At 73.1% G+C, this 12,292-nt stretch carries 10 protein-coding genes and 2 pseudogenes; 8 read left to right on the top strand and 4 right to left on the bottom strand.

The window, feature by feature from the left end; translation table 11 throughout:
* Window positions 1-129 precede the first annotated feature (129 nt).
* On the bottom strand, window positions 130-1,410 hold the full coding sequence (locus tag AQJ58_RS23455) for an MFS transporter (RefSeq protein WP_067253078.1): 1,281 nt from the start codon (window positions 1,408-1,410) through the stop codon (window positions 130-132).
* Complete coding sequence (locus tag AQJ58_RS23450; RefSeq protein WP_079079133.1) at window positions 1,407-1,910, bottom strand: MarR family winged helix-turn-helix transcriptional regulator; 504 nt, start codon at window positions 1,908-1,910, stop codon at window positions 1,407-1,409. Before AQJ58_RS23450 ends, AQJ58_RS23455 begins: the two co-directional genes overlap by 4 nt.
* 202 nt (window positions 1,911-2,112) lie before the next feature.
* Here AQJ58_RS23450 and AQJ58_RS23445 point away from each other — a divergent pair, with 202 nt between their 5' ends.
* On the top strand, window positions 2,113-3,519 hold the full coding sequence (locus AQJ58_RS23445; protein ID WP_067253455.1) for a DHA2 family efflux MFS transporter permease subunit: 1,407 nt from the start codon (window positions 2,113-2,115) through the stop codon (window positions 3,517-3,519).
* 667 nt (window positions 3,520-4,186) lie between these two features.
* On the opposite strand, the pseudogene AQJ58_RS42735 reads toward AQJ58_RS23445, so the two are convergent.
* Window positions 4,187-4,351: pseudogene (locus tag AQJ58_RS42735) on the bottom strand (winged helix-turn-helix transcriptional regulator); the annotation flags it as partial.
* Between the two features lie 2 nt (window positions 4,352-4,353).
* Between AQJ58_RS42735 and AQJ58_RS42730 the strand changes: the two are divergent.
* The 4 genes and pseudogenes from AQJ58_RS42730 to AQJ58_RS23420 all read left to right on the top strand — a co-directional run.
* A pseudogene (locus AQJ58_RS42730) lies at window positions 4,354-4,833 on the top strand (zinc-binding dehydrogenase); the annotation flags it as partial.
* A gap of 119 nt (window positions 4,834-4,952) precedes the next feature.
* Complete coding sequence (locus AQJ58_RS23430) at window positions 4,953-5,444, top strand: hypothetical protein (protein ID WP_067253076.1); 492 nt, start codon at window positions 4,953-4,955, stop codon at window positions 5,442-5,444.
* 85 nt (window positions 5,445-5,529) lie between these two features.
* Complete coding sequence (locus AQJ58_RS23425) at window positions 5,530-5,901, top strand: hypothetical protein (protein WP_199844656.1); 372 nt, start codon at window positions 5,530-5,532, stop codon at window positions 5,899-5,901.
* A gap of 153 nt (window positions 5,902-6,054) precedes the next feature.
* Window positions 6,055-6,513 carry a TIGR03618 family F420-dependent PPOX class oxidoreductase gene (locus AQJ58_RS23420; protein WP_067253072.1) on the top strand — a complete coding sequence of 153 codons (459 nt, stop codon included), beginning with the start codon at window positions 6,055-6,057 and terminating at the stop codon, window positions 6,511-6,513.
* Between the two features lie 38 nt (window positions 6,514-6,551).
* Here the strand turns inward: AQJ58_RS23420 and AQJ58_RS23415 are convergent, their stop codons facing one another.
* Window positions 6,552-7,502 (bottom strand): LysR family transcriptional regulator, encoded by a 951-nt coding sequence (locus AQJ58_RS23415; protein WP_067253070.1) that lies wholly within the window; start codon window positions 7,500-7,502, stop codon window positions 6,552-6,554.
* Window positions 7,503-7,751: 249 nt separating this feature from the next.
* Between AQJ58_RS23415 and AQJ58_RS23410 the strand changes: the two genes are divergently transcribed.
* The 3 genes from AQJ58_RS23410 to AQJ58_RS23400 all read left to right on the top strand — a co-directional run bounded on the left by AQJ58_RS23410 (window position 7,752) and on the right by AQJ58_RS23400 (window position 12,283).
* Window positions 7,752-10,052 carry an FdhF/YdeP family oxidoreductase gene (locus AQJ58_RS23410; RefSeq protein WP_067253068.1) on the top strand — a complete coding sequence of 767 codons (2,301 nt, stop codon included), beginning with the start codon at window positions 7,752-7,754 and terminating at the stop codon, window positions 10,050-10,052.
* Between the two features lie 199 nt (window positions 10,053-10,251).
* On the top strand, window positions 10,252-11,337 hold the full coding sequence (locus tag AQJ58_RS23405; RefSeq protein WP_067253066.1) for an NAD(+)/NADH kinase: 1,086 nt from the start codon (window positions 10,252-10,254) through the stop codon (window positions 11,335-11,337).
* A gap of 79 nt (window positions 11,338-11,416) precedes the next feature.
* On the top strand, window positions 11,417-12,283 hold the full coding sequence (locus AQJ58_RS23400) for an AraC family transcriptional regulator (protein WP_067253064.1): 867 nt from the start codon (window positions 11,417-11,419) through the stop codon (window positions 12,281-12,283).
* Window positions 12,284-12,292 lie beyond the last annotated feature (9 nt).

Below are 12,292 nucleotides of genomic sequence, written 5' to 3'. Positions count from 1 at the left end.
AGATAGGACAGACAGCGTGTCCGCCGGATAGGTAAAAATTAGCATAAAGCGATTTTTCTCCGGCGGGTCGGATGCCCGCGCGCGGGCGAGCGGGCGGTGCCGGGGCCTCGCTTCGGCGGTGACCGCGGGCTACGCGGGGGCGGGGAGCGTCCGTCCCAGGCGGGCGAGGGGAGAGAGGGCCATCAGGGCCGGCGACAGCAGCATGCCGGCGGCCGTCACCAGGAGGCTCGTGCGCGTCCCCCACGCCTGCGCCAGGAAGCCGCCGAGGAGCGAGCCGAGTGGAGTCAGCCCCATGCCGGCGAAAGTGATCGTCGCGGCCACGCGGCCCTGCATCCCGTCGGGCGTCATGGCCTGTCGGACGGCCATCACCGTGACGTTCACCAGCTGGCCGAAGGTTCCGAAGACGAGGTTGACCGCACAGAGCGCGGTGATCGTCGCCGCGGAGGAGCCGTGCAGCGCGGGCACGCACAGGAACGCGCCGTCGCCGACCACCGCCGCCCCGACGAGCACTCGGCCGTGCCCGAAGCGGCTCGGCAGGCGGGCGGCCAGCAGGGCACCCAGGAGCGCCCCCGGCCCCGTCGCCGCGAGGGCCAGCCCCACGGCGGTGCCCGAGAGGTGCAGGTCCCGCGGCAGGAACAGCAGATAGACGGTCATCGCGGCGGCGAAGAAGAGCTGGAAGGCGGCGGACGCGAGACACACCGCCCGGAGCGAGGTGTCACCGGCGACGAAACGGAGCCCGGCGTGGATCCGCCGCCGGACCCGGGGGGAGCCTTTGTGCTCGCGGCGTTCCGCGTGCGCCGGGACGGATTCGCGGCGACCGATCCGCCGTATCGTGAGGAACGACAGCGCGAAGAACGACGCGCTGGAAACGGCGGCGATCGGCGCCGACAGCACGGACACCAGCGCGCCGCCGAGCGCGGGACCGCCGATCTGCGCCGCGGACCGGCTGCCTTCGAGCGCGCTGTTGCCCGGTACGAGCTGATCGCGCTTCACCAGCCGTACCAGGGACGCCTGGTAGGCCACGTCGAAGAACACCGACAGGGCCCCGAGGGCGAAGGCGACGACGAACAGCACCGGCATGACCAGGCTGCCGAGGAGGCCCGCCACGGCGGCGGCGCCCAGCGCCAGGGCCCGGCCCGCGTCCGTCAGCACCATCACGGCACGGGTGCGCCGCCTGTCCACCCACGCGCCCGCGAAGAGCGACAGCAGCAGGATCGGAGCCTGTCCCACGGCCCGCAGCGCGCCCAACTGGCCGGCACCGGCGTCCAGCGTCAGGACGGCGAAGGGCGGCACGACCACCAGACCGGTGTGTTCGCCGAGCTGGGAGGCCGTCTGGCCCACCCAGAGCCTGCGGAAGTCACGGTCCCGCCAGAGGCTGGGAACAGCAGGGCCGGACTCCTCGTGCGTCACGGTCGCATGCTTTGGGCAGGCGGGCCGGCCTTGTCCTGGCCGGCCTTGTCCCGGTCGGGCCGGTCCCGGTCGGTCGTGGCCTCGCGGACGACCGCCAGGAGAGTCCGGAACCGCTCGCGGTCCTCCGGGGTGAGACCGGCCGTCGCCTCCGCGAGCGCCAGACGGTCCACCTCCTCGGCCTCGCGATGGCACCGCAGCCCGTCGTCGGTCAGCCGGAGGAGGAAGGCGCGGCGGTCGTCGGGGTGGCGGACCCGCTCGACCAGGCCGTCCCGCTCCAGGCTGTCGACGATGCTCGTCGCGGTGCGCGCCGCGACGCCCGTCATCTCGCTCAGGTCCCGCATCCGCAGGGGCCGCTCGGCGCGCGCGAGCATCCGCATGGCCCGCAGCCGGGCGACCGAGGCGCCGCCGGCCCGCAGGCGGTGCTCCACGAACCGGCGCAGCTGCTGCGTCGTCTCGTACAGCTCGTCGACCAGGACGTCGCTGCTGCCCTGCACTGCCATGTGTCGCTCCCCGTCGCGCGTTCCACCGGAAACCCGATTCTATGAGCACTGACATAGTGAGTATGCTCAGTATGTGCAGCTGTCCCCGCGTCGCTCCCGCACGCCCCTCCGTTCCTCCCGTTCCTCCCGTTCCTTCCGTTCCTCCCCTTCGCTCGGCTCGGCCCGGTCCTCCCGGTTCAGCCAGCGCCTCGTCGTCCCCGTGATGTGTGTCAGCGTGACCTTCATCGCCATCGTCGACGGCGCGATCACGACGGTCGCCCTGCCCTCCATCGCGCGGCAGTTCGGGCTGACCACGGCCGCCCTCGACGGGGTGGTCGTGGTCTACCCGGTGTGTCTGGCCATGACGATCCCGGCCTCCGCCTGGCTCGTCGAACGCTTCGGCGGAAAGCGCGTCCTGCTCACCGCGCTCACCGTCTTCCTCGGCTCGTCCCTGCTGTGCGGCATGGCCGCCGACCTCGCCCGGCTGGTGGCCTTCCGCGCCGTGCAGGGGTTGTCCGCCGGCGTCCTGTTCCCGGCCTCCGCCGCCCTGCTCTTCGCGACCTTCAACGCCTCCGACCAGGTGCGGATCTCCCGCTACATGATCATCCCGCAGCAGATGGCCCCGGCCGCCGCCCCCATCCTGGGCGGCCTCCTCGTCGACCATCTGTCCTGGCGGTGGGTGTTCTACGTCAACGTGCCGGTGGGGCTGCCCGTCGTCGTGTTCGGCATGCTCTTCCTGGCCGAGCACCGCGGCCGGCTGCCCGGCCGGTTCGACCTGCCCGGCCTGCTGCTGAGCGCCGCCGGACTGGGTGCCGCGATGTTCGGGATCTCCGAGGGGCCCAGCCGTGGCTGGGCCTCCGTGCCGGTGGTCGTCTCCCTGGTTCTCGGCGCGCTCCTGCTCGCCGCCACGGTCGTCCACCAACTGCGCGTGACCGAACCGCTCCTGAGGCTCCGGCTCTTCGCGGACCGGCTCTTCCGCGACACCAACCTGATCAACCTGATCGGCCTGATCCCGATCCTCGGCGCGATGTACCTCGGCCCGCTCTTCCTCCAACAGGCCCAGGGCCGCTCCGCGCTGGAGTCCGGCACCAGCACCTTCCCCGAGGCCTTCGGGGTCCTGCTGACCGTCCAGGTCGCCGGGGTCCTCTACGCGCGAGTGGGCCCGCGGATCATCGTCGGCTGCGGGCTGGCCGGCGTCAGTGTGGTCCTCCTGCTCTTCGCCACCTGCGACGAGGACACCAGTCTGTGGACCTTCCGGGCCTACATGTTCCTGCTGGGCATCGCCATGGGCGGGGTCTTCATGCCCACGACGGTGGCCTCGCTCGCGAACGTCGACCGGCAGGACCTGGCCCAGGCGTCCACGCTGAACACCGTCGTCCGGCAGACCGGAGGAGCCCTGGCGCCGGTCGCGGTGACCACCGCCCTCGTCCTCGGCAGCCCCGCGGGGGCCGTGGCCGATCCGCCGGTCGCCGCCTACCAGTACGCCTACCTCGCCCTGGCCGCCGTCGCGGCGGCGACCGCTGCCTTCGCCTTCACCCTCCCGGACGCCCGCGCCCGCGCGGCCGCCGGGAACACGGCTGCGGCGCCCCGACCGGCGGCGGCCGCGACGCACCACGAGAACGCCCGCTGACCTCACGGCGAGCAGCGTCAACGCCGTGACGGGGGCGGCCTCGCGCCGCCGGCCGCCGGCCTGCACGGATGTCCGGCGGCTCGGGCCGGTCGGACCGTCGCGGACCGGCTTGCGGTCCTGACCGCGGTCCGGCGCCTCGGCCGGGTCGGCGTCGGCGCGGTGGGTCGACTGCGGTCTGTCGATGAGCCGCGGGCGCGGCATTCAGCTCATCGCGCCGGCCGCGCCCGAGAAGCCACTCCCCGCCACGGCCGGGCAGGCAGGGGGGCATCTGAGGTTCGGAGCCATCCGCGCTGACACCACGACACCGGGCCCGGCTCGTGCTTCCTCGTGCTTGCCCGGTGCCCCGGCTCGTGCCCGCCCCCCCGCCCGCCCTGGGCCTGTCCCGCGCCTGGCCTGCGCTCGGCCCGCGCCCGGCCTGTCCTCGCCCCGCGCCCGGCCCGTGCTGCGGCCGTGCCTGCCCCGCGCCCGGCTCTTGCCTGCCCCGCGCCCAGCCCGCGCCCGGCTCGTGCTCGCCCCGTGCCCGACCCGTGCTCGCTCCGCGCCCGCGCAGTGCTGGGCTCGTGCCCGCCCCCCCGCCCCCCCGCCCGCCCCCCGCCCGCCCCGCGCACGCCCGTGCCTCCCATGGCCCGCCCCGCCCTCGGCCCCTGGCCGCGCCCTCGGCCGGTCGCTACCCGTCCTGGCGGCCGGTGTCGTAGCGCTCCCGTGCCTCGTGGACCTCCTCGATGTGGGTCTCCGCCCAGTCCTTCACCGCGGTCGGCAGGACGGCCAGGCTGCGGCCCAGCGGCGTCAGTTCGTAGTCGACGCGGACCGGGACGGACGGGGTGACCGTACGGGGAGTTGAGCGAGGGGCACTCGCTCCTGGTCACCGGCGCGGCGGGCGCGGTCGGCGGCTTCGCCTCCAACTCGCCGCCCGGCGGGTGATCGCGGTGACCGCGCTGGCCAGGCCGGGCGACGAGGAATTCGTACGGTCCCTGGGGGCCGCGCCCTTCACGTCCGGCACGGGCGGCGCGGCCGGCGTCGACGCCGTGCTGGACGCTGCGGTGCTCGGTGAGCCGGCCCTGGAGTGGCTCCGCGACGGGGGCGGGTACGTGGGCGTCCGGCCCGGGGCGCACCCGGCGCCGGTGCGCGGGGTGCGGACCTCGGCCGTCGCGGTCACCGCCCGACGGAGCGCGACTGAGCGAGCTGGTGGCGCTGGTGGATGGGGGCGCGCTGACGCTGCGGGTCGCGGAGACCTTTCCCCTGGAGGAGACGGCCAAGGCGCACGCCCGTCTGGCGGAGGGCGGGGTGCGCGGGAGGCTGGTGCTGATTCCCTGACCGGGGCATCGCCCGGCCTGCGCGGCAAGGTTTGCGCAAGGTCGATGGTCCAGTGTGGCGTCACCAAGCACGGACGGTCGCGTCCCGGGTGGTCGCCACCGGTCAGGGAAGGCAAGAACATGCACGTGAAAGACATGATGGCCCAGCGGTTCGGCACCGGGCGGGTCCGCTCGCTCGTCGTCGTCGGCGCGCTCGGCGCCGCCGCTGTCCTGGGGGCGGCACCGACCGCACAGGCGGGCACGGGCTGCACGCTCGGCCTGTGCTCGACGACGGTGAACGACAGCGCCTACGGGGTCACGGCCGTCTTCAACTGGTGCCGGGCGGACGACAGCACGGGTGACTCGACGGCCACCGAGCCCAGATGCTCGTCCGACGGGGTGAGCCAGAAGACCATGAACCTCACGGCACGCGGCGGCCACACGCCGTACAACCAGGACTGGGACGCGTTCCGCGTGGACGCCGGCTGGTGTTACAAGGTCAAGTTCGTCCGCACCGGGCAGCGCGACTTCACGCGCACCTACGACCGGCGGGGCAAGACGGCGCTCTGGGTGAAGGTCGGGGACAACGCGGACGCGCACGTCCAGGACCAGGGAACCGCCTCCTGCCCCTGACGGCCGTCGACCGCGCGCTGTGCGTGGCAGGGCCCACCAGATCCGCCACTCGCCCAACGGACAGTCCCAGAAGGGGGAATGCACGGTGAACCGCAGAACGCGGGCTTCGGTGCTGCCGAAAAGGCTTGCGGTGGTCGCCGTATCGGCCGCCACCGCGGTCGTCGGCCTCTGGGCCGTACCCGCCCAGGCCCAGACGTACAGCCTGAGTACGACCGGCGCCGCCGGCACGGTCACCTACGTCGGCAACGGCGACTGGTCGCTCCACGCGCACGACCCGCTCACCGACGGGCACTGCGCGCGCTTCCAGGTGAAGGACACGGACGACACCAGTTGGCGGTGGTACGGCGACATGGTCTGCAGCTCCGCCGACCAGTATGTGACGGGAGCCCGCTCGCTGTGGTCCGTCCGGATCTGCCGGACGGGGATCGGGAACTGCTCCGCCGCCGTCAGGCTCTGAACCGGACCGTCGCGGCCCGCACCGTCGCGGACCGCTGACCGTGGCCCTGCCCCGACCGCTCCAGGGGCGGGGCCACCGGGGCGTCGGCGTCGACGAACCGAACCGAACCGGCAGGGATGAAATACCGCGACGGCCAAGGGTGTTGATCAGTGCATGACTCAGCGCCCAGCGCCCCGCGCACTGTCCGACGAAGCCCTCTCCGCCCTGCTCGGCCGGCAGCAGTTCGGCACGCTCGCCTCCCTCCGGCGCAGCGGCCATCCCCATCTGACCACCATGGCGTACAGCTGGGACCCCGAAGCCCGCGTCGTGCGCTTCTCGACGACGGCCGACCGGGCCAAAACCGGGCACCTGCGACGCGATCCGCGCGCGGCTCTGCACGTGCCGGGCGGTGACGTGTGGTCGTTCGCCGTCGCGGAGGGCGAGGCGGAGGTCTCCGAGCCCACGACAACTCCCGGCGACGCGGTCGGGCAGGAACTGCTCGCGATGATCCCGCAGGCCGCGAGGCCCGAGGACGAAGCCGGGTTCCTGGAGCAACTGGTCGCCGAACGCAGGGTGGTCGTCCGGCTGAAGGTGGACCGCCTGTACGGCACGGCGCTCGACATCGAGGCCTAGCGTAGGACAACAGACCCCTGCCGAGGCCGCCGAAGCGCTCAGGGTCGCGTCGGCGGTCCGGTGGGGGCGGTGGCCTCATGGGGCGGGCCTTCGAGGGTGGCCGCGATGTCGGTCTGTCCCACCGCGTCGATCAGGGCCCGCCCGATGACGGAGACCGGTTCGCGGGCCGGCAGGACCAGGCCGACGCGCTCGGTACGCTCGGGGCGGACCAGCGGGACGGCGTGCATGCCCGCGGGGACGCCGAAGACATGGAGCCAGGCGTGCGGCACGATGCTGGCCCACTGACCGGTTCGGACCTGCGCGAAGAGCGAGGCGATCGAATCGGTCTCGATCCGGGGCGTCACGGAGACGCCCACGGCCTCGAACACCGCGTCGAGGACCTGCCGGCCCTGCATCATCGGGTGCAGCAGGCACAACGGGTACTGGGCGGCCTCGGCCCAGGAGATCCGGGCGGGCTGCGAGTCGGGCGTCGCCCGCTGCGTCAGCAGCACATGGCGTTCCTGGTAGAGCGGAACGAAGGTGAAGTCGTGCGAGGCGACGGAGCGGTGGTAGGTCACGGCGGCGTCGAGTTCGTACGCCCGGAGCCGGTTCACGATGTCCTCGGCCCGGAGGTCGGCGAAGACCTGGACCGTGGCCAGCGGGTTGGCGGCGCAGAACGGCTGGGTCAGCAGCGCGACCGCGGTGGAGGCGGTCGGGACGGTGCCGATGCGCAGCCGCCCGCTCACCCCCGCCCGCAGCGCCTGGATCTCGCTGTGCATGGCGTCGCGGTCGGCGAGGATGCGCTGCGCCCACAGGACGACCCGCTCACCCTCGGGCGTGAGGCCGTCGAACCTGCGCCCGCGCCGCACCAGCGGGATGCCCAACTCGTCCTCCAGCTTCCGGATGCCCTCGGACAGGGTCGGCTGGGAGACGTGGCAGGCCTGAGCAGCCTTCGCGAAGTGGCGGGCCCGGGCGAGGGCGACGAGGTACTCGAGTTGGCGCAGCAGCACGCCTCACATGATCCCCCTTCCGGCCGTACGGCGCGGAGCACGCTGCGCTGATCGGTGCGGCCTGTCAGCCGATAGGAACTTCCGCTTTGACCGGCCCCGGCGCCGGGGCGGAGAGTGTGCCCGAACGGTGGGCGGGGTCGACCGCGCCCGTGCGGGTCCGAGGACGCGCGGGTCACCCCGCCGCGGGCCGGACACGCCGGACGCCGGTGAGCAACCTCGCCGCCCTGGACGGAAAGGGCGTGGTGAGCGATGCGGGACACGGACGAACCGGACGGGACCGAGGTGTCGGTGTCGGCTCCCAAGACCTGGGCGACCGGTGCTCCCGCGGTCGCGCACGCGCTCCGGTACGCCCTCGGCCAGACCTCGCCGAAGCGCACCGCGCTGACCCTGCTCGCCATCAACCAGGCCAAGGGCTTCGACTGCCCGGGCTGCGCCTGGCCGGAGCCCGCGCCGGACAAGCGACACCGCAACGAGTACTGCGAGAACGGCGCCAAGCACATCGCCGACGAGGCCACCTCCCGGCGGGTGAACGCCGACTTCTTCCGGCAGCACTCCGTCGACGAGCTGAGCCGCAGGTCCGACTACTGGCTCAACCAGCAGGGCCGGCTCACCGAACCGATGGTCCTGCGCGAGGGGGCGACCCACTACGAGCCGATCGGCTGGGACGAGGCGCTGGACCTGCTCGCCGAGGAGCTGCGCGCCCTGGACCACCCGGACGAGGCCCTCTTCTACACCTCGGGGAGGCTCGCGAACGAGCCGGCCTTCCTGCTCCAGCTCTTCGCCCGGGCCTTCGGCACCAACAACCTCCCCGACTGCTCCAACATGTGCCACGAGTCCAGCGGCTCGGCCCTCGGCGAGACCCTGGGCATCGGCAAGGGCAGCGTCGGCCTCGACGACCTCTACGACTGCGACCTGGTCTTCGTCGTGGGACAGAACCCCGGCACGAACCACCCGCGCATGCTGTCCGCACTGGAGGAGACCAAGCGCCGCGGCGGCCGTGTCGTCGCCGTCAACCCGCTGCCCGAGGCGGGACTGCTGCGCTTCAAGCACCCGCAGAAGGCACGCGGGATCATCGGCCGCGGCACGGACATCGCCGACCAGTACCTGCAGATACGGCCCGGGGGCGACCTGGCGCTGTTCCAGGCCCTCAACCTGCTGCTGCTGGAGGCGGAGGACAAGGAGCCCGGCACCGTCCTGGACCGTGACTTCATCGAGGCGCACACCACCGGGTACGACGCCTTCGCCGAGCACATCCGCCAGACGTCCTGGGACGCGGTCCTGGAGGCCACCGGTCTGACCACGGACGAGATCGAGCAGGTCCACGAGAGGGTGCTGGCCAGCCGCAGCGTCATCGTCTGCTGGGCGATGGGGCTGACCCAGCACAAGCACGGCGTGCCGACCATCCGCGAGGTCGTGAACTTCCTGCTCCTGCGCGGCAACATCGGCCGGCCCGCGGCGGGCGTCTGCCCGGTGCGCGGGCACAGCAACGTTCAGGGCGACCGCACCATGGGGATCTGGGAGCGGATGCCGCAGGTGTTCCTGGACCGGCTGGGGGAGGAGTTCCGCTTCACCGCTCCGACCCGGCACGGACTGGACTCCGTCGACTCCATCCGGGCCATGCTCGACGGACGGGCCAAGCTCTTCGTCGGCGTCGCCGGCAACTTCGTACGAGCCTCGCCCGACAGCGACGCCACCGAGCGCGCCCTGCGCACCTGCCGTCTGACCGCGCACATCTCGACGAAGCTCAACCGCTCGCACACGGTGTGCGGACGCACCGCCCTGATCCTGCCCACGCTCGGCCGCAGCGACCGGGACGTCCAGGGCGGCGGAGAGCAGTTCATGACGGTCGAGGACTCGATGAGCGAGGTGCACACGACCCGCGGCCGCCTCGCCCCCGCCTCCCCGCACCTGCTGAGCGAGGTGTCCATCATCAGTCGCCTGGCCCGCAGGACGCTGAAGGGCCGGGAGAGCGGAGCGGACATCCCCTGGGCGGACTTCGAAGCCGACTACGACCTCGTCCGCGACCGCATCGCCCGGGTCGTCGACGGCTTCCACGACTTCAACGAGCGGGTACGGCGCCCGGGAGGCTTCCGTCTGCCCAACCCGGTCAACGACAAGGTGTTCCGCACCCCGACCGGCAAGGCCGTCTTCACCGCCAACGACTTCACCATGCTCCGGGCGCCCGAGGGCCACCTGGTTTTGCAGACCCTGCGCTCGCACGACCAGTGGAACACGATCCCCTACGCGATGGACGACCGCTACCGGGGCATCAAGGGCGGCCGGCGCGTCGTCCTGGTCAACCGCGCCGACCTCACCGACCTCGGCCTCGACGACGGCAGCCTCGTCGATCTCGTCAGCGTCTGGACCGACGGCTCCGAACGCCGCGCCGACGGCTTCCGTGCCATCGCCTACCCGACCCCCCGCGGCTCGGCCGCCGCCTACTACCCCGAGACCAACGTCCTGGTCCCCCTCGACAGCGTCGCCGACATCAGCAACACCCCCACGTCGAAGAGCGTGATCGTCCGCCTGGAGCCCGCACCGCAGCGGTGACGGGCCGACCCGGTTCGACACGGACGCCGTGCGCCCCGACCGGACGCCCGGCAGCCGGCCGCGGCCGGGGTGCCGGCGGGCCGAATGGGCGGCGCGGAGGAGACAAGGCGGGTCCGTCCGCGCCACCATCGAGGAGAGGGGAACGGAGTGCTGCGTACCGGGGCCGCCGTTCGGTGACCCAGATCGCCCGGAGGCGCATGTGACAGTGAACCGGCTCGGCCTGGTCGTGCACGGCGGACGCCCGGAGGCCGTCGCGGCGGCCGGACTGGTCCGCGCCTGGTGCGGGAAGCACGCCGTGCGGTGCACGGACATCGACGTGTGGCACGACGGCGGGCGGCGCGACGCCCGCGAGGAGGTCGAGGCGGGAGGCGACCCCGACCTCGTGGTGACCCTGGGCGGCGACGGCACCTTCCTGCGCGGCGCACGGCTGGCCGCCGAGAACGGCTCCCTGGTCCTGGGGGTCGACCTGGGCCGGGTGGGCTTCCTGACGGAGGTGTCGGCCGCCGCGGTGCGCTCGGCGCTGGACGCGGTCCGCGAGGACCGGTTCGAGGTCGACAGCCGCATGCTGCTCGCCCTGCGGGCCTCGCGCAGGCTGGAGGTGCCGGCGGGCATGGAATCGCTCATCGGGTACGGCCGCGGACCGCTCCTGCCGCCTCCGCAGGTGCGCCAGGACTGCGAGGTCGACAAGGACTGGGGCATCCCGCTGGACGTCACCGCGCTCAACGACGTCGTCCTGGAGAAGCTGGTCCGGGACCGGCAGGTGTCCGTCGGGGTCTATGTCTCCGGCAGGCTCCTGGCCTCCTACTCGGCCGACGCGCTGCTCGTCGCCACCCCGACCGGCTCGACGGCCTACAGTTTCGCCGCGGGCGGGCCCGTCGTCTCGCCCCGTGCGGAGGCTCTCGTCTTCACCCCGGTCGCCCCGCACATGACCTTCGACCGTTCGGTCGTCACCGCGCCCGACGAGCCGGTCGGGCTGCGTCTCCTCGACCGGTCGGGGCCGGCCGCGGTCAGCATCGACGGCCAGCTGCGGGGCGTGCTCGACCCGGGGGACTGGATCGGCGTGTACGCCGCGCCGCGCCGTCTGCGCGCCGTCCGGCTGGGCCCGATGGACTTCTACGGCCGCCTGCGCGAGCGGATGAAACTGACCGACGCCCCGGCCGCGATCGCCGACGGTTCCCCCGCACCGCTGTGGTCGGTGACGACACCCCCGCCCGGAGACCTCGCCCATCTGTCCCTGCTGACGGTTCCGGCGTCCCCCGCGCCCGCGGAGAGCGACCGTACCTGATCCGATCGGGCACAGGATGTCGGGTCGGGGAGGGAGCCGCTTCCTAGTCTGGTGACCGGGAAAGGGAAGGGGACCGGACGTGCTGGAGCGTCTCAACCAGGCCATGGAGGACATCGAGGGCCGTCTCGACGGGCAGGTCGACGTGACCGAACTGGCCCGCGTCGCCGCCACCTCGGAGTACCACCTGCGCCGGATGTTCTCCGCGCTCGCGGGCATGCCGCTGTCGGAGTACGTCCGGCGGCGCCGGCTCACCGTCGCCGGCGCCGAGGTGCTCGCGGGCCGGGAGTCGCTGCTGGAGATCGCGGTGCGGTACGGCTACGGCTCGGGCGAGGCGTTCGCCCGGGCGTTCCGGGCCATGCACGGCGTGGGCCCGGGGGAGGCCCGGCGCACCGGCGCCGCGCTCGTCTCCCAGCCGCGGTTGTCCTTCCGCCTCACCGTAGAAGGGAACAGCAGCATGCGCTATCGCGTGGTGGACCGGCCGGACTTCACGGTCGTGGGGCCCAGGGCCCGGGTGCCTCTGGTGCACAGGGGGCCGAACCAGGCCATCATCGACTTCGTCCGCGGCATCGGCCGGCGACGGCTGGAGCAGTTGGAGAAGCTGTCCGACCAGGAGCCGCGGGGCATCGTCGCGGTCTGCGACGACCTGGACCCGAGCCGGGCCGAGGGCACCGAGCTGGACTACTACCAAGGGGTGATCACGTCCGCCGCCGCCCCCGAGGGCGCCTCGGTGCTCGCCGTCCCGGCCGGCACCTGGGCGGTCTTCACCGCCTCGGGGCCCGCGCCGCAAGCCATCCAGGAGCTGTGGCGGGACGTGTTCACCCAGTGGTTCCCGTCCAATCCGTACCGCAGCAGGCCCGGTCCGGAGATCCTGCGCACCCGGCTGTCCCCGGACGGGACGGAGGCGGACGCCGAGCTGTGGCTCCCCGTGGAGCGGGCCGAGAGCTGACGACGGCCA

Source organism: Streptomyces sp. DSM 15324, assembly GCF_001514285.1.
Taxonomy (GTDB): domain Bacteria; phylum Actinomycetota; class Actinomycetes; order Streptomycetales; family Streptomycetaceae; genus Streptomyces.
Note: the sequence above shows the minus strand (reverse complement) of the source record. Positions and strands in the feature narration are given on the sequence as shown.

Bases quoted from the DNA above. Each gene is read 5' to 3' on its own strand.
- AQJ58_RS23450 (WP_079079133.1), bottom strand. From the start codon at position 1,910: ATGGCAGTGCAGGGCAGCAGCGACGTCCTGGTCGACGAGCTGTACGAG.
- AQJ58_RS23445 (WP_067253455.1), top strand. From the start codon at position 2,113: ATGTGTGTCAGCGTGACCTTCATCGCCATCGTCGACGGCGCGATCACG.
- AQJ58_RS23430 (WP_067253076.1), top strand. From the start codon at position 4,953: ATGCACGTGAAAGACATGATGGCCCAGCGGTTCGGCACCGGGCGGGTC.
- AQJ58_RS23420 (WP_067253072.1), top strand. From the start codon at position 6,055: ATGACTCAGCGCCCAGCGCCCCGCGCACTGTCCGACGAAGCCCTCTCC.
- AQJ58_RS23410 (WP_067253068.1), top strand. From the start codon at position 7,752: ATGCGGGACACGGACGAACCGGACGGGACCGAGGTGTCGGTGTCGGCT.